The organism is Vibrio sp. SCSIO 43086 (assembly GCF_051132235.1).
Classification (GTDB): domain Bacteria; phylum Pseudomonadota; class Gammaproteobacteria; order Enterobacterales; family Vibrionaceae; genus Vibrio; species Vibrio diabolicus.
On the sequence record NZ_CP072678.1, the window covers coordinates 1,583,670 to 1,602,674 of the forward strand.

23 protein-coding genes are annotated in these 19,005 nt (G+C 43.6%); 11 read left to right on the forward strand and 12 right to left on the reverse strand.

Annotated features, from left to right (window positions below; all coding sequences use genetic code 11):
- Positions 1–131: 131 nt before the first annotated feature.
- A complete protein-coding gene (locus J8Z23_RS23260; protein ID WP_006742199.1) occupies positions 132–404 on the forward strand; it encodes a YnjH family protein in 273 nt (90 codons plus the stop codon).
- Positions 405–478: 74 nt separating this feature from the next.
- Here J8Z23_RS23260 and J8Z23_RS23265 read toward each other — a convergent pair whose 3' ends face one another.
- Entirely contained in the window at positions 479–778 is a 300-nt protein-coding gene (locus J8Z23_RS23265; RefSeq protein WP_005375307.1) for a YfcZ/YiiS family protein, read from the reverse strand.
- 607 nt (positions 779–1,385) lie between these two features.
- Here J8Z23_RS23265 and J8Z23_RS23270 point away from each other — a divergent pair.
- Positions 1,386–1,847, forward strand: a complete 462-nt coding sequence (locus tag J8Z23_RS23270; RefSeq protein WP_005392508.1) for a TetR/AcrR family transcriptional regulator — start codon at positions 1,386–1,388, stop codon at positions 1,845–1,847.
- Positions 1,848–2,038: 191 nt separating this feature from the next.
- Here the strand turns inward: J8Z23_RS23270 and J8Z23_RS23275 are convergent, their stop codons facing one another.
- Genes J8Z23_RS23275 through J8Z23_RS23300 form a run of 6 tightly spaced genes read right to left on the reverse strand, consistent with a single transcriptional unit; the run spans position 2,039 to position 6,623 of the window.
- Positions 2,039–2,821 (reverse strand): heme ABC transporter ATP-binding protein, encoded by a 783-nt coding sequence (locus J8Z23_RS23275; protein WP_434635476.1) that lies wholly within the window; start codon positions 2,819–2,821, stop codon positions 2,039–2,041.
- Positions 2,821–3,858, reverse strand: a complete 1,038-nt coding sequence (locus J8Z23_RS23280; RefSeq protein WP_167427675.1) for a FecCD family ABC transporter permease — start codon at positions 3,856–3,858, stop codon at positions 2,821–2,823. Before J8Z23_RS23280 ends, J8Z23_RS23275 begins: the two co-directional genes overlap by 1 nt.
- A 9-nt stretch (positions 3,859–3,867) precedes the next feature.
- Positions 3,868–4,737: a heme/hemin ABC transporter substrate-binding protein gene (locus J8Z23_RS23285; RefSeq protein WP_164665815.1), complete on the reverse strand. Its 870-nt coding sequence runs from the start codon at positions 4,735–4,737 to the stop codon at positions 3,868–3,870.
- 28 nt (positions 4,738–4,765) lie between these two features.
- Positions 4,766–5,179: an ExbD/TolR family protein gene (locus tag J8Z23_RS23290; RefSeq protein ID WP_048625312.1), complete on the reverse strand. Its 414-nt coding sequence runs from the start codon at positions 5,177–5,179 to the stop codon at positions 4,766–4,768.
- A complete protein-coding gene (locus J8Z23_RS23295) occupies positions 5,176–5,874 on the reverse strand; it encodes a MotA/TolQ/ExbB proton channel family protein (RefSeq protein WP_005392513.1) in 699 nt (232 codons plus the stop codon). The genes J8Z23_RS23290 and J8Z23_RS23295 overlap by 4 nt, the downstream gene beginning before the upstream one ends.
- Positions 5,874–6,623: a TonB family protein gene (locus tag J8Z23_RS23300; protein WP_434635477.1), complete on the reverse strand. Its 750-nt coding sequence runs from the start codon at positions 6,621–6,623 to the stop codon at positions 5,874–5,876. Before J8Z23_RS23300 ends, J8Z23_RS23295 begins: the two co-directional genes overlap by 1 nt.
- Positions 6,624–6,783: 160 nt before the next feature.
- Here J8Z23_RS23300 and hutW point away from each other — a divergent pair, with 160 nt between their 5' ends.
- From hutW to J8Z23_RS23320, 4 genes are all read left to right on the forward strand, one after another.
- Positions 6,784–8,154 (forward strand): heme anaerobic degradation radical SAM methyltransferase ChuW/HutW, encoded by a 1,371-nt coding sequence (gene hutW / locus J8Z23_RS23305; RefSeq protein WP_301659276.1) that lies wholly within the window; start codon positions 6,784–6,786, stop codon positions 8,152–8,154.
- Positions 8,155–8,183: 29 nt separating this feature from the next.
- The gene (gene hutX, locus J8Z23_RS23310; RefSeq protein WP_005392516.1) at positions 8,184–8,687 is read left to right on the forward strand and encodes a heme utilization cystosolic carrier protein HutX; all 504 of its coding nucleotides are present in this window, start codon (positions 8,184–8,186) and stop codon (positions 8,685–8,687) included.
- 56 nt (positions 8,688–8,743) lie between these two features.
- The gene (gene hutZ / locus J8Z23_RS23315) at positions 8,744–9,274 is read left to right on the forward strand and encodes a heme utilization protein HutZ (RefSeq protein ID WP_006742192.1); all 531 of its coding nucleotides are present in this window, start codon (positions 8,744–8,746) and stop codon (positions 9,272–9,274) included.
- A gap of 96 nt (positions 9,275–9,370) precedes the next feature.
- The gene (locus J8Z23_RS23320; RefSeq protein ID WP_005392518.1) at positions 9,371–9,907 is read left to right on the forward strand and encodes an ATP:cob(I)alamin adenosyltransferase; all 537 of its coding nucleotides are present in this window, start codon (positions 9,371–9,373) and stop codon (positions 9,905–9,907) included.
- A 100-nt stretch (positions 9,908–10,007) separates the two neighbouring features.
- On the opposite strand, the gene J8Z23_RS23325 is transcribed toward J8Z23_RS23320, so the two are convergent.
- A complete protein-coding gene (locus J8Z23_RS23325; RefSeq protein WP_005392519.1) occupies positions 10,008–10,922 on the reverse strand; it encodes a chemotaxis protein in 915 nt (304 codons plus the stop codon).
- A gap of 214 nt (positions 10,923–11,136) precedes the next feature.
- On the opposite strand from J8Z23_RS23325, the gene ppiC reads away from it, so the two are divergent.
- Positions 11,137–11,478, forward strand: coding sequence for a peptidylprolyl isomerase PpiC (ppiC, locus tag J8Z23_RS23330; RefSeq protein WP_074189873.1), 342 nt, complete (start codon positions 11,137–11,139; stop codon positions 11,476–11,478).
- A 124-nt stretch (positions 11,479–11,602) separates the two neighbouring features.
- Here ppiC and J8Z23_RS23335 read toward each other — a convergent pair whose 3' ends face one another.
- The 3 genes from J8Z23_RS23335 to rcnR form a co-directional block, all read right to left on the reverse strand.
- Complete coding sequence (locus J8Z23_RS23335) at positions 11,603–12,031, reverse strand: hypothetical protein (RefSeq protein WP_434635478.1); 429 nt, start codon at positions 12,029–12,031, stop codon at positions 11,603–11,605.
- Positions 12,028–12,954, reverse strand: a complete 927-nt coding sequence (locus J8Z23_RS23340) for a zinc dependent phospholipase C family protein (RefSeq protein WP_301659274.1) — start codon at positions 12,952–12,954, stop codon at positions 12,028–12,030. The genes J8Z23_RS23335 and J8Z23_RS23340 overlap by 4 nt, the downstream gene beginning before the upstream one ends.
- A 197-nt stretch (positions 12,955–13,151) precedes the next feature.
- Entirely contained in the window at positions 13,152–13,424 is a 273-nt protein-coding gene (rcnR, locus tag J8Z23_RS23345; RefSeq protein ID WP_046873754.1) for a Ni(II)/Co(II)-binding transcriptional repressor RcnR, read from the reverse strand.
- A gap of 136 nt (positions 13,425–13,560) precedes the next feature.
- Between rcnR and J8Z23_RS23350 the strand changes: the two genes are divergently transcribed.
- The 3 genes from J8Z23_RS23350 (at position 13,561) to J8Z23_RS23360 (ending at position 16,944) form a co-directional block, all read left to right on the forward strand.
- Complete coding sequence (locus J8Z23_RS23350) at positions 13,561–14,637, forward strand: nickel/cobalt efflux protein RcnA (protein WP_301659273.1); 1,077 nt, start codon at positions 13,561–13,563, stop codon at positions 14,635–14,637.
- A gap of 51 nt (positions 14,638–14,688) precedes the next feature.
- Positions 14,689–15,039 (forward strand): DUF3147 family protein, encoded by a 351-nt coding sequence (locus tag J8Z23_RS23355; protein ID WP_005392525.1) that lies wholly within the window; start codon positions 14,689–14,691, stop codon positions 15,037–15,039.
- 345 nt (positions 15,040–15,384) lie between these two features.
- Positions 15,385–16,944, forward strand: coding sequence for a methyl-accepting chemotaxis protein (locus tag J8Z23_RS23360; RefSeq protein ID WP_047008423.1), 1,560 nt, complete (start codon positions 15,385–15,387; stop codon positions 16,942–16,944).
- Positions 16,945–17,075: 131 nt separating this feature from the next.
- Here the strand turns inward: J8Z23_RS23360 and J8Z23_RS23365 are convergent, their stop codons facing one another.
- Positions 17,076–17,975: a LysR family transcriptional regulator gene (locus J8Z23_RS23365; RefSeq protein WP_046873751.1), complete on the reverse strand. Its 900-nt coding sequence runs from the start codon at positions 17,973–17,975 to the stop codon at positions 17,076–17,078.
- Between the two features lie 142 nt (positions 17,976–18,117).
- On the opposite strand from J8Z23_RS23365, the gene accD reads away from it, so the two are divergent.
- A complete protein-coding gene (accD, locus tag J8Z23_RS23370; protein WP_395207065.1) occupies positions 18,118–18,981 on the forward strand; it encodes an acetyl-CoA carboxylase, carboxyltransferase subunit beta in 864 nt (287 codons plus the stop codon).
- The last annotated feature ends 24 nt before the right edge of the window (positions 18,982–19,005 follow it).

The window sequence follows — 19,005 nt, forward strand, 5'->3', positions numbered from 1 at the left end:
GTGATTGATTATATAGTTTATTTAAAAGTAAATGTGAGAAAAATATCAGTAGAGATATGAAGAATATGAGGTTCTGCCAAGAACTGAACAAGCGTCCTTGTTAGTATCATGAGCGTCTGAGGGAGATTTTCATGAAGTTAAAAAGAGTGTCTATTTTTGCCGCTGGTGTTGTAGCAGTACTACTATCTGGGGCCGCTTTTGCTAAATCATACAGTACGCCAGAAAGCAAAGCGCTGGTGGTCGCTGACGGCAAGGTAGGTCAGCGTATCTGTTACTACGATGATAAAGCCTACACCACCGGAGCCGTGATTAATGTTGAGGGTGTATTACTGATGTGTACAGCTGAGAACGATTTTGAAACGAATGGTTCGTTAAAGTGGGTGGTATTCAAAAAAGATAAATAAACGCCAAAAAACGGTTTGTTTAATATTAGGATAACGGAAAAATAAAAAAGCGAGCACAGAGCTCGCTTTTTCCATTAACGCGCGAGTGAGCGAGTTTTTAATTCAAAGATAAGCTTTTCAGCACTTACTTCAAATTTGAATCGAGCCGTCGCTTGGTTGGACTCTTCTGTTATTTCAGAAACATTGTATTCAACATCAGCACATACTGATTTAGCGAGCTCAATGTATTTTTGTAGTTCAGACTCTAGCTCTGTTTTTGTCTGTGCGAAAACCGTTACGTCGGCAACTTCGTCACCTTCTTTGATGATGAAGCCAATCTCGCCCGCGCAGCCGCAAGCTTCACATACTTGGTTTTTTTCTAATTCGACACTCATAACGAATCCTCTTGTAAATACTAAGGGTATTCTATCAGGTATTTGATCTGTATCTACAAAAATGACGAGTTTTGAATAAAAAAAGAACAGAATAGGCGCTTGTTAAGTAAGGGTTAAAGATTGGATTACTAAATCATCAAGAACGTTAATGTGATATATATCAACATTTAAAATCAATTAACGAACATAGTGACGAGATTTCGCTCAGCCCAGTTGAACTAATGGACAATTTATAAGACTATTTCTTGATTGATTATTTTTAATAATTATCATTCTTGGTCTTTGAATAGTTTCGATGAATAATTGGCGCAAGGTTTTGATGAGACTAACTTTTCGCCTTATTTTGAGTAGCATGTATTGACAAAAACATAACTGCAAATTGCACATTACGCACTGTAAAGACGTTATGATTTGGAACTTAACTTTATATTAAGTAGTCGCAGTACATATATCCAAATGGCCTTAATGCGCAGGTGTTAGCGGTTCAATTTTTAGGTTTCGCTTAACGAAGTGCCTTGGGCAACTTGGGTATAATGCTAAGAATGATTTCATTCTGGCCTCATTTAATAGTGAGTTAGATGGATTTACAAAGAGAAGAGCTTAAAATATGCCAAAGCGTAGTAAAGAAGATACCGAAATCACTATCCAAAAGATCATGGATGCCGTTGTTGATCAGCTACTAAGACTAGGTTACGACAAAATGTCGTACACGACTCTAAGTCAGCAGACAGGTATATCTCGTACCGGTATTAGCCATCACTTCCCTAAGAAAACGGACTTCACCGCCGCACTGGATGGCCGTATCTTTAAAATGTTTATTGAACACCTAGAGTTTGATAAAGGGCTAAGTGCATTTTCACAAAGTTGGATTAAAGCACTGGAAGATGCTGAGTTCCTCGCGATTTTACGACTGCTATTCCATCACATTGTCACGGCCGAAAATGCGCAAGAATTTGCTGCTAACGGAATTGACCGTTTATACAAAATGGTTGAAAGCCAGTTTGGCGCAGGTGGTGACAAAGAGCTCGAGTGGTTGATTGGTCGTTCATTGATCCAAATGAGTAAGTAATCGCAATTGAGAGCGATAGATGAACACTTGTTTGCTGCTTTGGTTGTAAAGCCAAGGCAGAACACAGTAATTTTCTCGCCGCTCTTTTGAGCCCAAGATTCGATTAAATATCAAAGCAAAGGCCCGCAATATGATTATTGCGGGCCTTTGTCGTTTGGGAAGCAGAAGAGACGGCTCAGAAGAGATACACGCTAAGCGGCGGCGTGAACTTGAGGAAAGTCTAAAGTTGGATGTTTTGTCACGATGGAGCGGTAGCCATAAACGTGCTCAATGCGCTCTGGCGTCAGTGCATTCCATGGTGTGTCATCACAAACCAGTTTTCCCTTATGCAAAAGTACAAGTCGGTCTGCGTACTGGGAGGCTAAATTCAAGTCATGCAACACGACAACGACTGCGGCGTTCTGTATTTTCGCGGCCTCACGAGCAATCTTTAACGTGTTGTGTTGGTGGGCGAGATCTAACGCAGAGATTGGCTCATCGAGCATCAAGATTCGTTCCTCGCCAGATTGGTGTAGCTGTGTCATCACGCGTGCTAGATGTAATCGTTGCTTTTCGCCACCAGATAAAGATGGATAGAGGCTTTCTGCCAAATGCATTACATCGGTTTGTTTCATGTAATGTAAAGCTAACTTAGTGGTTTCTTTATTGGACAGCGATAGCGGAATCGCGCCTAATTCGACCACTTCTCTGGCTAAAAATGGGAAGGTCAACGTACTGTGCTGTGGGAGCATCGCAATGTGTTTTGCGCTTTTTTCAGGCTCCCAATCATGCTTTTGTTTACCGAAGTAGGCGATGTCATGATTTGAAGAGATTTCACCACACAGAAGCTTGAGCAAAGTACTTTTTCCCGCACCGTTGGGGCCGAGTAGGGCGGTCACTTCACCAGCTCGGATATCAATATTGATGTCATCGAGAACAATGCGCTTGCCATATTTCATTGAAATGTTTTTACCCGATAAAACGATCTGGTTCATTACAAAATCTTCCCTTTCTGCTGGAACAATAAGTAGATGAAGAAGGGCGCGCCGATCAAGGCGGTCACGATACCGACGGGTAATTCTGCTGGTGCCACGGCAATACGAGCAAACATATCAGCAGCGGTAAGAAGCAGCGCTCCCATTAGTGCAGAGATTGGCAGTAGCGTTCGATGGTCGGGGCCTGCTAGCATGCGTCCTAAGTGAGGAATCACGAGCCCAATAAAACCAATTGCACCACTAATACTCACCGTAATACCAACCCCCAATGCAGAGAGCAAAATAAGCTGTCGTTTGAGTTTTTGGACCGGAACTCCCAAGTGTCTTGCTTCTGATTCCCCTAGCAACAGAGCATTTAGCGCCATCGATTTTTTCTGGAACCAGAATAACAGGATGACCAGCGTAACAGCGGATAGGCCTATCCCCGACCAATTTGCGCCAGCTAATGAGCCCATGGACCAAAGTGTTAGATCTCGCAGCATCTGATCATCTGCGATAAAGTTCATATATCCAATCGCTGCTCCCGAAAGCGCGCTGATGGCAACGCCAGCTAACAACATAATCGTAACTGAGGTACCAAATTTACTTGTGCCGAGTTTATAAACGAGAATGGTCGTCAACGCACCACCTAGGAAAGCAAAAAGAGGCAGCGCAGCTAAGTTCATCAGTTGCGGATAGTTTTGGCTAAACTCAGCAAATACAACAATAGCGAACGCGCCACCAAGTGCTGCCCCAGCAGATACACCAATGATACCAGGCTCGGCTAATGGGTTACGGAACAAGCCCTGCATAACCACACCACAAATTGCCAAAATGGCGCCGATGAACATACACAAAATGGTGCGAGGTAACCGGATCTCGTTAATCACCAACTGAATGTGAGGAGCGAGATCAGAACTGCTTCCTGTTAGGCTACGCAAACTGTCAGTGAAGCTAATGCTCATTGGACCTACTGTAATAGAGGCGATAGCAACAAATGCTAAAAAGCCACTAAGTACGGATAACGTCGTTGAAAGGGAGATACGTCTTAACAACATGTCATGTCTCTATGGGTAAAGCAGCGCATTCAAACGCTCGGCTTCTGCAAGGCTTTTAAGACCCAAACCACCAACAAGGGCGTGACCGTCAATCGTGATGATATTTTTATTCATTCCCGCAGGTGTGGCGGCGAGAAGTGGCATTGCTTTTAAAATCGCATCGGCACCGCCCAGCGTTTCATAGCTGCGACCGCTAACGAGAATAACGTCAGGCTGCATCTCTACCATGGCTTCTGTGGATAAAGGCTTGTAAGAAGACAGCTGGTCAGCAGCTGGGTTTAGTCCGCCTGCTAGCTGGATAATTGCATCGGGTGTGGTTTCTGATCCTGCAACGTTCGCAGGTCGACCTTCATGGATGAGTAGAAACAGTACTTTCTTTTTCTGAGCTTGAGCAGGTTGATTTGCATTGAGTGCTTGAACTTGCGCTTTCACATCTTGCTTTAAATCTTCCGCTTTAGCCTGGCGATTCATAAGGTTCGCAATTTGATCGATACGTTGGTAAAGGCCCTCAACGTTGGCATCGGTATTGACGATTTCTACATCTACCCCCGCCGCTTTTAATTGGTTCAATGCTGTTTTCGGTCCCATCTCATCAGAGCCAATGACTTTTGTCGGACGTAAGGCGAGCAACCCTTCTGCTGAAAGGCGGCGATGGTAGCCTACTTTAGGCAGTTCCATGCCTTTTGGTAACTGACTGGTTACGTCGATAGCAACCAAGCTATCTTTGGCGTCGAGTTCAAGCAACAGTTCAGTGACGGCACTGCCTGCACTAACAACACGCTCTGATGACGGTGTTTCATTGGCAAAAAGTTGGCTACTCGCAAGTAGGGAAATGGCTGCCGTAACAACAGCATGAATGGTGGCACGTGTGTTCTTCATTTTGAAAGGATCTCTATCTTACTTATTTTTATGATGGCTCTTCAGTGAGTAACTGAGTTGCCTGAATTCCGTTTTCTTGTAAAAAGCCGAGAAGTTGAACTAGCGACTGAATGTTCGCGGTTTTTTCTGCTCCAATCACAATCGGTTTATCGCTTGATTTACTCTCTTCTAGCAGCGCGAGGGTAAAGTTGTCCCAATCAATGTATGTCTTGCCGTTAATGGCCCAGTAAGGCTCGTCTTTGAGAATATTTACCGTGATGGATTGCTTATCGACATTTGCAACGGCCTGAGATTCTGTACTCGGTAAATTGACATCTAATGAATCGAGTTTGACCGCTGCAGTTAACATCAGGAAAACCATTACGATAAAAATGATGTCCAACAGCGGTGTTAAATCAGGAGTTAAGTCGTTACGAGTGTTGTCTTGTGGCGTTTTAATCATTGTGCTTCTGCCTCGACCTTCGCAGAAGAGCGCACTGCTAATGTTGAATTGTCTGGCGACACGTGTTGCAGAGAGATACCTTCAAGCCATAAATTGACATAGTTTAATGTGTGTTCGAGTTTAGCGATCACACGATCCGCCCACAAACCAATGATTTGTGCTCCTGAAATCGCAGGAAGGGCGATAATAAGGCCTGCTGCAGTAGTTCGCATGGCCAAACCTAGACCGTCTGCCAAATCATTCGGGGTGATATTCCCCGTTGAGACAGCGATGCCTTTGAACATCTCAATTAAGCCAAGTACTGTACCAAGCAAACCAATCAAAGGGCTGATGACGCCAATCAACGTCAGTAAGCGAAGGCCAGAATGCAGCTGATGACGTTTTTCTTGCAGCCAAATGCCTGCGGCATCTTCTCTTAGAGACTTTGAGAAAGAGTGATGGGCAAGCAACATGGCAACGCCACGATAAAGGAGCGGTCGCTTATGCGACAATTCTTCTGCAAGCGTCTCAAGATCGTTTCCATTCGTTGGGTCTAACCCAATGAGCTTTTGGCGAATGGCTCGTTTCCCGACGCCAAGGCTAATCAAAACGTGGAATAACCGCTCGGTAATGATCATGACGGTGAGGGCTGAGCAAATGATCAAAGGCCATGTCATTAGGCCAAGTTGAGTTTGTAATTCTTGTAGTTGTTCCATTATCCATCCAACTTAAAACGAACAGGTACTTGTACTCGGTGAGCTACTTTTAGCCCGCCCGAAATATGTGGTGTAAATTGCCACTGTTTGATGGCACGAAGCGCTGAGGCGTCCAGTGATTCTGTGCCGGAAGACTCAATCAAAACCTGTTTAATTTGATTGCCATTTTCATCGAGCCATATTTCATATAAGGCTACGCCTTCGATACCGCGTCTTTGTGCAGATCTTGGGTAGCGAGGCTGAGTTGGTTGATTAACAAACGTTGGTTTGTCGACCAAAATAGGTTGAGACGTTGCCCCTTTGGATTGGCTCGCTGGCGCGGTTTGCTGAGCGACCATCTCTTTCTTCGCCGGTTCCGTTTTTTTCTGCGGTTTGGCTTCGGGCTGATTCTCTTGTTTTGTTACGGGTTTGGCTGGTTCCACCGTCTTAGGCTTAGATTGTTTAATCGGCTCTGTTTTTTTCTTCACTACCTTTTTCTTAACAGCGTCTTTCTTAACGACCTGTTTCTTTACGATCTTCTTTTCCGGCTCAGGCTGCTCCTGAGGCTGCGGTTCTTTTGGTGGCGCCACATTTTCTGGCGTGGATGTTTCGACGGTAGGTGGTGGTGCCGATACAAGGTTTAAACTTACCGAAATTGCTGGATTTCCAGCAGGCATCGCGAACACTTTCGTTTCTTGAGAAACAAAAAGAAGTGCGGCATGGATGGCAAGGGAAGCACCTCCTGCAATGACATATCTTTGTACGTTCACGGAATATCTCGGGAAACTATGAAAACTTGAGCAGATTATTACTCACAACCGAAATAAGATCAATTATCAATTGCATTATCATTACGCTCAAATTATGATTCTTGCAGATTTTTAAAGACCAGCCTCTACCCCTTATATGGTGGGAGCTAAGCGAGTATATATGAGCGTCGATATCGATAAATTTGACGAATCAGTGTTGGGAAGCAATAGCCCTGACCCATTGCGATTTGCCTTTGTTAAGAAACATTCGGCACACGCTGGCGGAGCGAGCGTGCCTGTACCTCCACCTCAGCAACAGGCGATTTTTTCAAGCGTTACCGCTAACTCGGTTAAAGCGACCAATAAACGTTGTCTTTATATTCACGTTCCATTTTGTCGCGTACGTTGCACCTTTTGTAACTTCTTTCAAAATGCTGCGAGCCGCGCACTGGTTGATGAGTACTTTGACGCACTGATGCAGGAGCTCAAGGAGAAAGCTGCATTGCCTTGGACACAAAACGGTATTTTCCATGCTGTGTATATCGGTGGTGGAACGCCAACGGATCTGTCTCCAGCACAGGTTCGCGTGTTAGGTCAGGCGGTTCATGATCACTTTCCTTTGGCTGCGGATTGTGAAATAACCTTAGAAGGTCGCATCAACCGTTTTTCTGATGAGCTATACCAAGGCGCTCTCGACGGTGGATTTAATCGTTTCTCTTTTGGTGTACAAAGTTTTAATACACAAGTGCGTCGCAGCGCGAAACGATTAGATGATAGAGAAGATGTGCTAAAGCGAGTTAGCGAGATTGCCAACGAAGACAAAATTCCTGTCATTATCGATTTACTCTACGGCTTGCCTTATCAAACCAAAGAAGTGTTAGAGCAAGATTTAAATGATTTTCTCTCGACTGGCGCACACGGGTTGGACTTATATCAGTTGGTAGTCGGTGGTTCAGCCCCCATGCTTAACCTTGTAGAAAAAGGAAAAATCCCCCCACCAGCTACCACGCCAGAAAAAGCAGGCATGTATGAGCTCGGTGTGAACTTTATGGCCAAACACCATATGAAGCAACTGAGTGTGAATCATTGGGCAATCGATAACCGTGAACGTAGTTTATACAACAGTTTAGCCAAGACATATGCAGAGGTACTGCCAATTGGCTGTGGCGCTGGAGGTAATATCGGTGGTTACGGAATGATGCAACATCGCACATTGGCGACCTATATTAAAGCCATCAAAGAAGGGCAAAGCACCATCGCTATGATGATGAAGCAAAGCCCTCTAGAGCCACTATTTTCTGCACTCAAATCCGGGTTTGATCGCGGTATCGTTCAGGCAAACCAACTGCCATCGTTTATGGGGGAGGACACGTTCGGATTTTTAATGCCTCTATTTAAAGTGTGGCAGCAAAAAGGTTTAGTAGAACTGCATGAACGCAGCCTAGTTCTTACTCTTGCTGGTAGTTTCTGGGCTGTTTCATTGGCTCAAGGTTGTATTCAGGTACTTACGTCAGAGATGAACGAAACCGTACCGAAAGTATCCAATAATTAATGAAAAAATTGAACAAAGACGGAAAACATATGGAATCAATCAAACAACAAGTTGAAGCATTACTAGAGCAAGAACCGCAATTATTGCCAGCAGCGATGGCAGAACGTCTCGGTATTTCTGAATTTGAGGTTGTTGCGGCTTTGCCGCAGGAAATGGTGGCCATCGCTCCAGGAGCGCAAGCACAAAGCATTCTAGAAGGTTTGGTTGGTTTCGGCCCGGTGACGACTATTGTTCACTCTTTTGGCTCTATTTTTGAAGTCAAAGCGCCATTCCCAAAAGGAAAAGTGGCGCGTGGCTATTACAATTTAATGGGCAGAGAAGGTGAGCTACACGGTCACTTGAAACTAGATAATGTTAAAAATGTTGCGTTGGTCAGCAAACCGTTTATGGGTAGAGAGAGTCACTATTTTGGCTTTTTCTCTGAGTGCGGAAGCAATGTTTTCAAAGTTTATTTAGGCCGTAACGAAAAGCGCGAGCTACTTGAAGATCAAGTCACCGCATTCCGCGCCTTACAAGCCGAATTGAAAAAGTAATCACAAACATAATCGAGGCTCAACTCGAATACTAATTAGTAAAGTCAGGTATCAATATGGATCAACAAGTTAAACAAGAGCGTTTGCAAGGTCGTTTAGGGCCAGAGATCAAAGAGTTTCGTCAGGAGCGTCGTACGCTTCAGCTTGCAACTGTCGATGCGGAAGGTCGCCCTAATGTAAGTTACGCGCCTTATGTCCAAAATCAGGAAGGCTACTTCGTACTCATTTCTAAAATCGCTCGTCATGCTCGTAACCTTCTAGAAAATCCTAACGTTTCTTTGATGATGATCGAAGATGAAGAATCTTCAAAGCAGTTGTTTGCTCGTAAGCGCTTAACTTTTGATGCTGTGGCAAATGTGGTTGAGCGTGACACGGAGATGTGGCACCAAGTTGTTGGACAAATGAAAGAGCGTTTTGGTGAGATTATTGATGGTCTCAGCCAACTAGAGGATTTCGTGTTGTTTAACTTAAAGCCAGAATCGGGACTGTTTGTTAAAGGCTTTGGTCAAGCGTATCAAGTCTCTGGCGACGATTTAGTGGACTTTGTTCACCTTCAAGAAGGTCACAAGAAAATCGAAAGTGCTTGATTGTAAACCGGTCATGTAAATATCGAATATTCGGAATAATGAACGCATAAGGGGAGTTAGGTTATACTGGCTCCCTTTTTATATTGGAACAAAAGCATGAAGCCTGTGAGCAAGGAATTGAGCGAGATTTGCTATCCCTTTATTTACGAGGACAGTCCAGTTTGTGACTTTGAAATCACGGCAGATGAACTTTGTAGTCGTATTGGTTTAGTTCTCGCGATGGATCTGGACGAGTTTAGCCGCGATATACTGACAAGAATGCAGCCTAATGTTTATCACCTAAATGGTTCGGTTCGCGGAAAGCTGGCGATTACAGAAGCGGAAGTTGAGGAGCTAAAGGCAGATTATGATTCGCTTAAGCAACGCATTGATGGTGGATTCAAAGGTTTCGTTCTACCCGGAGGGTACCCTGCATCCAGTCAATTGCATTTGTGCCGCTGCCAAGCTAAAAAAACGGTACGAGCATTAGTTGCGATCGAACATGCAGGTAAGAAGCAACCTGCCCCCATTCTATTTCGTTACGCGAACTTATTGGCGAATGTACTTTATAGCTTGGCTTCTTATATTAATCACATCAATCAAGTCGAAGAGACAGAGTTTGTATCTCGTAGTTACTCGATGCCAAAGAAGTGACCTGAGAAACTAGCAGCTGCGAGCATCAAAGTTTCTGCGCGAAAAAATGGCCGCAAAACACCATATTCGACAATTTGCTTCTTGGCTGTTTAGTTTAGAGTTAAGAAGCCATAGCTTTGGCTTCTAGTTCTTTTGCACCGCGCAGCATGGCTTCAATCAGCTCACCAGCATTGAACTTCTCAAGCGCCTCGTGTGCGCCAACTTGGTGAGCTCTGTCTACACAGATTTCGCTCGATAACGACGTATGCAAAATGCGGTATGAGTGATTAAGAGCGGAGTCATTTTGTACTTCGAATGCTAACTCGTAGCCGTCAAGCCCTGGCATCTCAATATCACTGACCAAAATATCGATTGGTCGATGAGCCTCAGCCTCGCTTTTCATCAGCTCTAATGCGTCTAAACCATTTTTACAAATTTGGTATCCGATATTGATACTATCAAGAGCATCACACAGCTGTTTACGAGCGATGGAAGAGTCATCCACCAAAAGAATGCTTAATGCTTTTAGGCGCTCACGTTCAACATCTGTCAGCATCGGGATCTTTGAGTTTTCGTATTGCGGATAAATTTTGGAAAGCAGCAGTTCTACATCCAGCATCTGAACCGTTTTGTCTTCGTAGCGAGTAATACCTGTTACGAAAATATTTTTCCCAGCGCTCGCTGGTGGAGTTTCAATGGCTTTCCAATCGCATTCAATGATCTTCTCAATACTACGAACCATAAAGGCGACCACGGTTCGCAAACAGTCTGTCACGATCAAGTAGCAATTTTTGTATTCTTCTTCACTGATAGGACGAAAGCCGACAGCCGCTGACATGTCGATCACAGGCACTGTTAAGTTACGTATTGTAACGGTGCCAATGACGTGATGATGCGAGTAAGGGATCTTCGTGGTTGGCATATACGGAACGATTTCACGGACTTTTAGCGTGCCTATCGCGAAACTCTGTTGCAGGGTGAGTTTGAACATCAACATGCCCTGAGATTGATTCGCTTTACTAACGACTTTTGCCATGAAATAACCTTATAAATACCACCGAATTGTGTCTAATCTAATCTTATCAGACGAAGGCTTCAACCATCGGAGAGACAAATGTGAGCTTTTTAGACAATCTCTTAAAGAATAGTGATTAACTGAGCAAAACTTGGTTGTATTTTAATCTTGTTATGCCGAAAGTTTTATAGTCCCATGTATTTGAGCCTTGAAGCCGCCTAGGTATAAACAAGAAATGTTTGGCGTGTTAAAAGGGATTGGGTACACTTGCGCGACCAGAATAGTGAGAGATAGATCAATGGCAAATACAGCAGCCGCATTACATATTCTTGTGAAGCACAAAGAGCAAGCAGAAGACATTATCAAGCAACTGAAAAAAGGCGCAAAGTTTCAGACACTAGCGAAGAAGTATTCCACTTGCCCGTCAGGCAAGCGCGGTGGTGATCTTGGTGAGTTCCGCCGTGGTCAAATGGTACCTCAGTTCGACAAAGTGTGCTTTTCTGGCGAGGTTCTGACGCCACATTTAGTTAAAACCAAGTTCGGCTGGCATGTTGTAAAAGTGCTTTACAGAACGTAGTGATTTCTTACAGGTAAGCTTGAGCTTTTTAAATATTACCTGTTTCTGCATATTGTGAGTAATACATGACAGGCATAAGTTAAAGCCATGTATTACTCATAAATTTCCTCTATTTTCCCTACTGTTAATCAGTACAAAGAGCTGCCGCATCAAGTTTGATTTGGCATGAGTAAGGTTTTGGAGAGTCCCAATAGATCTTATCAAATTCTGAGTTGCAACCTGCATCTTCCATTAATGCTATATCTCCGTCACATATCAACATAACTGCATTATTACCTTGAAACTCTGAAAGAATTCGATAATTAGAAATGTTTCCATCGATAGCTAACTGTGAGAGTTTGGTGATTTGAGCTGGATTAGCTGACATCGCATTTTCGAAGATTTCTTTTTCTGTTAGTCCTGCTGTGTCTCCAAACTTGAGCTCACCGTCAACAGCTTGGGCTACATCTTTTAAAATCGAGGCCATATCAAACATGACTTCTTCAGAATATTGAGATTTGTTAGCGCAAGAAGTCAATGAGAGAAGAAGGGTGATAACGATGATTAGCTTCATAGATTTCTCCAAGCACTAAGCTGTCCGTTTTCATTTCGACCAGTGTCTAAATTCCAATTTTCAAAAAAGCCAGTATCTTGGTTTTCATAAATGGAAGCTGCCAGCTTTTCCCAAAATATTTGGATTGTCTTAATCGCCTTATCAAAAATTTCATCGTAGTGCTTAATACCATCTGGCGTTTCTAAATCCTGAATATAAGTAGAGTCAACTTCGTTTGGAAGCGGGTAAGTTAACCCTAGTTTGGAAGCCACATGCCTCGCCCAGGGAAATAAGCGATGCGACTCCTCAGCATTATCCACAACGGATTGAAATCCTTCGTGCCAGGCGTTTACGTCAGGTTCGCATTCTTTAGCATATTCAGGGTAAGTAGCTGAAAGGGCACTAGACCAAATAGTACGAATAACTGGATCTATTAGGTTGTTGTTACTCTGGTCCACACAACTGCCGATGTTTTCTCTGACTCTATCTGCAAGGCCAATACTTCCGAGTTGCATCCTGGATGGCCAAATATAAGCATCTTGGTGCATTTCGCAAATTCTGTGGTGCTGGGCGTTTTCTGCGTAAGGGCCCACTTTTAATTCAACAACAGGATGAAGAGTAATATCGGTTGCTACATGTGCTACAAAGCCACATAACCATGAGAAGGCTTTTTCAAAGTGTTCGTTATCTTCGGCTTTTACCTGTTGAATAAGAGCATCAATTAGCTTACCAACGTGGTTGTAATGCATTTTATCTGCCCACTTATTTTGCGCAGAATTCATTAGAGCAAGGTAAGGATAGTCGGGGCTTACACAACCGAGCTCTAAATACCGTTTATTTTGAGCTAAAGCCTTTTTTGCTTCTTGAGGTATGTTTAACTTCATCAATGCATTATTAGCAGAAGCTTCATTTACCGCTGTGATATGTGCGAAAGCACCAGGCATAGTAACCTCCATGTACAGTTTAAATGCATGGAGTTTACTATGCAGGCAATATGTTCGTTGCGACTCGAGTCTTATAAAAAATAAATGTTTATGTGTTGGATATCGAGCGAGGCATTTGCAAATTATCGCCTTAGGACGTGCGTTATCTATTTTAATGAAATTCGATAATGGCACTTCAAAAAATTCATGAAATCGTGTTATTTGATATAGGAGTCCAACACTTTCAGTACAACTTCCATATCAGCTTCACGTTTTTCTAATTCTTCCTCCAATACGACGTGTTCGATCAGATGGCCTTTAATTACTTCTTTCATTAAGCCATTTACAGCCCCTCGAATTGCAGCGATTTGTTGCAACACATCTTGGCACTCATGTTCTTCTTCCAGCATTTTTTTAAGACCATTCACCTGACCCTGTATTTTGCTGACACGGGTATTGAGCTTCTTTTGATCTCTGGTTGTATGGGACATGACTTATCTTCTTTAAGTTACTGACTGCGAGATTCTAACTGATAATGTAGCATTTATCTTATACTGGGGGGTAGTATTGAATACTAGGGGGGAGTATAGTTTGGGGCAACTTTAGAAGAGCATATTGAGAATAACAATGGATTTTGTCGCATTATTACAACAAGGTAATGGATGGTTTTTTATACCCAGCGCAATTTTATTAGGAGCGTTACATGGATTAGAGCCAGGACATTCAAAAACGATGATGGCCGCGTTTATTGTGGCCGTAAAAGGAACAGTGAAGCAGGCGGTGATGTTGGGGTTGGCTGCAACGCTTTCCCATACGGCGATCGTATGGATAATTGCTGCGGGTGGGATGTATATAAGTCAAAGATTTACTGCAGAAGCTGCGGAGCCATGGATGCAGCTTATCTCTGGGGTGATTATCGTTTCGACGGGTTTATGGATGTTCTGGAGAACGTGGAGTCATGAGCGAGCTTGGCACAAAGCTCATAAGCAAGCTCGAGACTGGAGAACGCAAGTTGTCGATACTGGTCATGGGCATCTATCGCTTTCTATCGTAGAAGAAGGGCATCACTGCCGTTTTCAGTTACGCACACTTAACGGTAAGCCTTTAACGGCTGAAAACGTTAAACTAGTGCTACTCAACGCAATCAGACAGCCTTCTGATATTTATCACTTTATTGAGCGCGATGGCTATTTGGAATCTGCCTCCTGTATTGAAGCCTCTGATGATTTTTTCGTCACGTTGATGGTCGGGCACCATGATCACACCCACGATTTCGAGGTGCATTTTCATGCGGATTCCCATTCGGAAAGTGAGAATAAAGAGTACCAAGATGCTCATGAGCGTGCTCACGCTCTAGATATTCAAAAGCGCTTTGGCGATCGAGATGTTACCAATGGACAAATACTTCTGTTTGGTCTGACGGGTGGGTTAATACCATGCCCGGCGGCGGTCACTGTTTTACTCATTTGTTTGCAACTTAAGGCCATGACACTTGGTGCAACCTTGGTGGTGTCGTTCAGTATTGGTCTAGCGTTAACTTTAGTTGCAGTTGGTGTTGTCGCGGCAGTGGGCGTTCAAAAAGCAACATCGAAGTGGAGTGGTTTGAACGATGTGGCTCGTCGTGCACCTTATCTATCGGGGATCTTGATTAGCGCCGTTGGTGTATATATGGGCATGCACGGGTTTACGACGTTAATGAGCTAAGCTCTGTTGTAATTATTACGTCGCTTTTTGTTTATTAAAGGTAGCTCTTTCATGTTGTGGATGATTACTAAGTACGCGTTAACCGCAGGAATAGTGGTGCTGATATCTGAAGTTGCCAAGAGAAGTGATAAAGCGGGAGCGCTGATTGCCGCGCTCCCGACGGTCACTATTTTAGCTTTAATTTGGATGTATATTGAAGGGCAAGGTCAGGAAAAGCTCGCGAACCACGCGTTTTATACTTTTTGGTATGTACTGCCTACATTGCCGATGTTTCTAGTTTTTCCTTTCTTACTGAGCCGATATTCGTTTTGGTTCTCTTTGGGAATTTGCGCCATTATTTCAATCGTTTGTTTCTTCATTGTGACCATCGTTATTAAAGAGTTTGGAATAGAATTAACTTAATTGAGCAAAGGAGAATTGTAAGAATATAGGTCGAAGCGCTCGCTTATTTATATTTTCAAGGCTCTAACTAGAACTCTTTTTTTAACTCTCGATGCTAGTGTGGCCGCTTACTTGAAGTTATCGATTACTCTCTTGTTTTTCAGTCAAACCTCGTAGAAATGTGACGTTTTGAAGACTTTTCTTCCTTCATTCTAAAGTTATCGGTAATCAGGCAGATACAGTGGCTACAAAGTTACGTCTAGCTTTGCCAGACAGGCTAAAAATACAGTTTGTGTTGGTTATAAGAGGCGAAAGGCTTAACGCTCTGTCGTGAGCATCACATTGAATTGTACCGAGACAATTAAAATGAAAAGAATCATCTTATTAGCCGTTTGCGCCATGTTTGGCATTGCTGTCGTGGCAAGTATGGCATCAACGTACCTAATTTCGAGTCAGAAAATCGATGACATCATCTTAAACAAATCCCAAGTTCAAGCTGAGTTTTTAGCAGGAAATGCAAGTTATATTTTGGAGAACTCAGCCAACCCAATGCAAGACTTACAATCGCTTGTTGAGGGTTTGAAACAACGTTCAGACGTAAGCTATGCAGTCGTAATTGATCGCAATGTGACGGCGGTTGCTCACAGTGATAAGCAAAAGCTAAATAAAACCTACAATGATAACTACACCGTTGAAGGTGCAACCAAGGGTGTACAACAGTATTCAAAGTGGTATGCCGATGTCCAGAAAGTGTGGGTGTTTGATATCATGGCGCCGATCTACGTGAATGGTCAGTTGTACGGTACGTTTGATATTGGTATTCCTATTACAGAAGTAAGCCAAGCGACGAATGGAATTATTACTTCCCAACTGATTTCCATGGTGGTGATCTTCGTTCTGTGTGTTTTGGCTCTATCGCTGCTACTCAACAAGCTGATGCGACCGCTCTCTGCGCTTAAGGAGGCGTTGCAAGACATCTCGAAAGGTGACGGAGACTTAACGGTTCGTTTACCAGCAAAAGGTAATGATGAAGTCGCACAAATTTCTTCGGCGTTCAACGTGTTTGTTGGCAAGGTACATGAAATCATTACACAAGTTGTAAATACTGGTGTGGATCTGAATGGTTCCGCTGTCGCGCTGCGTGGACAATCTCAACAAGCGCTTGCAAGAGGGCAGGAGCAGAATGAGCAAACCATGCTGGTTGTCACGTCTATGAACGAAATGATCGCGACCGTCAACGAAATTGCGTCAAATGCTGCTGGTGCAGCAAGTGCTGCGAGCACGGCAAGTAATGAGACTCAAGATGGCTATAAGACGCTAGAAAGAACCAAGACGGCGATGACGAATCTTGAAAACGAGATGAACAGTACTTCCAATATTATCGTAAGCCTTGCGGACAACACTCAGTCGATTGGTAGTATTCTCGAAGTCATTAGAGGGATCTCTGAGCAAACGAACCTACTAGCATTAAATGCCGCTATTGAAGCAGCGCGCGCCGGTGATGCCGGACGAGGTTTCGCCGTAGTGGCAGACGAGGTTCGTAATCTTGCAACTAAAACGGCTCAGTCCACTGATGAAATTGACAACATGATCCATCAGTTGCAAACCGAAGCCCAAAGTGCGGTTAATTCAATGAGTAATAGTAGAACCCTAATTGAAGAAGGCACTGCAGAAACGGAGCTCGCTCGACAAGCACTAGAGGCAATTGCAGATCAAGTGACCACCATTTTGGATATCAATACTCAGGTGGCAACGGCAACAGAACAGCAATCGACGGTAGCAAATGAAATTAACATGAATATGGATACCGTCAGTCACTCCGTGAAAAACGCGCTAACGGCGAGTGAGCAATTGGAAGAATCAAGTCAACAACTTGCGGAATTATCGAGAACTCTCGATCGTCACGTAGGAGCGTTTAGAATTTAAACGCCAACGGAAATCCTTTTGCAAAAGCCAGTAAATCTCGATTGCTGGCTTTTTTATTTGAGAAAATCTCATGTCGAATTGCTCTACTATGCCAGTTTTTATAGTTATTGGGATAAATGATTAGTGATTAACTAGGCGTTAAGTTTCGCGAGTTGTTTTAAGTGCTCAACAAACATAGAGATTTTCTTGGCTAAGTGCTTTCTAGAAGAGTAAAACGCATAAAGCACTAAATCTTCAGGTTCGTATTCTAGAGGGATGACTTCAAGCTTGCCGCTCTCGATCTCGTCTTTGCATGACTCTATTGGAAGTATTGCGTATCCAAGCCCTGATAACGCGCCAGATTTAGCGAGATGACCACTGTTTACTTTGAACGATGATTGTACTGTTTGCGTAATATGACCTCCGTCGGGGTTTTTAAACACCCAGGGAGCGCCATTTACAGCAGTAAGTGTCGTAATACAGGGAACATGATTTAAATCCGTAATTTTGTAAGGGCGGCCGCACTTATTAAGCAGTTGAGGCGCAGCCAAAATAGCACTGGGCCAGCGTTTTATTTCCCTTGCTACCCAATTGCTGTCAGACAAAGTCCCTCTATGAAAACTTAAAATGACATCAAAGCTATCAATAACCTCATCTTTAGGGTTTAGCGTTGTATCGCAAGACAAAGAGATTGACGGGTATTGCGTGCAAAAGGTGACAACCGCTTTGGCCAGTACAGGTGTGTCTGGCATAAGAATACGTAGCTCTCCTGTTACAGTGTGCGAGTGGCGAGTCACGGTTTCTAGCGCGTTGTTGAGTTGTTCTAATAGTGGACGAGTGCTGCTATAGAGCTCTTCTCCAGCCTCGGTAGGCGTCATTCGCCTTGTCGTTCTATTGAACAACCTGATGTTTAACTTTTCTTCAAGCAGGGCAATATGTCGGCTGACATTCGATGTTGGTATATTCAAACACTCAGCGGCTCGCTTAAAGCTGTTGTTTTCATACACACAGTGAAAACTTTTTAACCAGATTTGGTCGACGTTATCAAACATTCTATTGTCCCACTTTGTTGGATTATCAAGCCAGCATATTGCACTTTATCCTCAGACTGAGTTGCATACAATTTTATTTAACAGTCAGAGCGGGCAAACGATGCAGATGTCCTGCTACGAGGTGATAAATAATGAGGTACTCATGAGTTGGCTAGAAAGGTTATTTGAGAATAAAAATATACTAGGTTCGCGCAAAGCGTCTATTCCTGAGGGCGTTTGGACAAAATGCCCTGAATGTGAACAAATACTTTATCGCGCGGCATTAAAAGAGAATTTGGAAGTATGTCCTAGGTGCTCTCATCACATGAGAATGGCTGCACGTCAAAGGTTGAACACTTTCCTGGATCATGGAACACAGCAAGAGTTGGCAAGTGAGTTGGAACCGCAGGATATTTTGGGTTTTAAAGACTTAAAACGATATAAAGAGCGAATTGCCATCGCGCAGAAAACAACTGGAGAAAAAGATGCCTTGGTTGTGATGCAGGGGAAGTTACTAGGCTTGCCTGTTGTAGCCTGTGCGTTTGAATTCTCTTTCATGGCTGGCTCGATGGGGGCGGTGGTTGGCGAGAAATTTGTCCGCGCCGTTGAAACTGCGATTAATACAAAATCTGGGCTAGTGTGTTTTTCTGCTTGCGGAGGGGCGCGCATGCAAGAGTCTTTGGTAGCACTAATGCAAATGTCAAAAACCAGCGCAGCGTTAAACCACTTATCTGAGCACAGATTACCCTATATCTCAGTATTGACGGACCAAACTTATGGTGGTGTCTCGGCGAGTTTAGCCATGTTGGGAGACATCAATATTGGTGAGCCTAAAGCAAGCATCGGCTTTGCGGGAAGGCGTGTTATTGAACAAACGGTACGTGAAAAGCTACCAGACGAGTTTCAAAGAAGTGAGTTTTTATTGGCACATGGTGCATTAGATATGATTGTGGACAGACGTGAAATGCGTGATCGCGTTGGCGGCTTATTGGCTAAGTTAACCAACGCGAGGGTGGTCTCAGAATAGGTTGTATTAAAGTTAGACTTAGTA

Coding starts and splice junctions, on each gene's coding strand:
- J8Z23_RS23280 (WP_167427675.1), bottom strand. CDS start 3,858: ATGTTGTTAAGACGTATCTCCCTTTCAACGACGTTATCCGTACTTAGT.
- ppiC (WP_074189873.1), top strand. CDS start 11,137: ATGTTTGGCGTGTTAAAAGGGATTGGGTACACTTGCGCGACCAGAATA.
- hutZ (WP_006742192.1), top strand. CDS start 8,744: ATGGATCAACAAGTTAAACAAGAGCGTTTGCAAGGTCGTTTAGGGCCA.
- hutW (WP_301659276.1), top strand. CDS start 6,784: ATGAGCGTCGATATCGATAAATTTGACGAATCAGTGTTGGGAAGCAAT.
- J8Z23_RS23325 (WP_005392519.1), bottom strand. CDS start 10,922: ATGGCAAAAGTCGTTAGTAAAGCGAATCAATCTCAGGGCATGTTGATG.
- J8Z23_RS23285 (WP_164665815.1), bottom strand. CDS start 4,737: ATGAAGAACACACGTGCCACCATTCATGCTGTTGTTACGGCAGCCATT.
- J8Z23_RS23265 (WP_005375307.1), bottom strand. CDS start 778: ATGAGTGTCGAATTAGAAAAAAACCAAGTATGTGAAGCTTGCGGCTGC.
- rcnR (WP_046873754.1), bottom strand. CDS start 13,424: ATGTCCCATACAACCAGAGATCAAAAGAAGCTCAATACCCGTGTCAGC.
- J8Z23_RS23335 (WP_434635478.1), bottom strand. CDS start 12,031: ATGAAGCTAATCATCGTTATCACCCTTCTTCTCTCATTGACTTCTTGC.
- J8Z23_RS23355 (WP_005392525.1), top strand. CDS start 14,689: ATGTTGTGGATGATTACTAAGTACGCGTTAACCGCAGGAATAGTGGTG.
- J8Z23_RS23320 (WP_005392518.1), top strand. CDS start 9,371: ATGAAGCCTGTGAGCAAGGAATTGAGCGAGATTTGCTATCCCTTTATT.
- J8Z23_RS23295 (WP_005392513.1), bottom strand. CDS start 5,874: ATGGAACAACTACAAGAATTACAAACTCAACTTGGCCTAATGACATGG.
- J8Z23_RS23365 (WP_046873751.1), bottom strand. CDS start 17,975: ATGTTTGATAACGTCGACCAAATCTGGTTAAAAAGTTTTCACTGTGTG.
- accD (WP_395207065.1), top strand. CDS start 18,118: ATGAGTTGGCTAGAAAGGTTATTTGAGAATAAAAATATACTAGGTTCG.
- J8Z23_RS23360 (WP_047008423.1), top strand. CDS start 15,385: ATGAAAAGAATCATCTTATTAGCCGTTTGCGCCATGTTTGGCATTGCT.
- J8Z23_RS23260 (WP_006742199.1), top strand. CDS start 132: ATGAAGTTAAAAAGAGTGTCTATTTTTGCCGCTGGTGTTGTAGCAGTA.
- J8Z23_RS23350 (WP_301659273.1), top strand. CDS start 13,561: ATGGATTTTGTCGCATTATTACAACAAGGTAATGGATGGTTTTTTATA.
- hutX (WP_005392516.1), top strand. CDS start 8,184: ATGGAATCAATCAAACAACAAGTTGAAGCATTACTAGAGCAAGAACCG.
- J8Z23_RS23275 (WP_434635476.1), bottom strand. CDS start 2,821: ATGAACCAGATCGTTTTATCGGGTAAAAACATTTCAATGAAATATGGC.
- J8Z23_RS23340 (WP_301659274.1), bottom strand. CDS start 12,954: ATGCCTGGTGCTTTCGCACATATCACAGCGGTAAATGAAGCTTCTGCT.
- J8Z23_RS23290 (WP_048625312.1), bottom strand. CDS start 5,179: ATGATTAAAACGCCACAAGACAACACTCGTAACGACTTAACTCCTGAT.
- J8Z23_RS23270 (WP_005392508.1), top strand. CDS start 1,386: ATGCCAAAGCGTAGTAAAGAAGATACCGAAATCACTATCCAAAAGATC.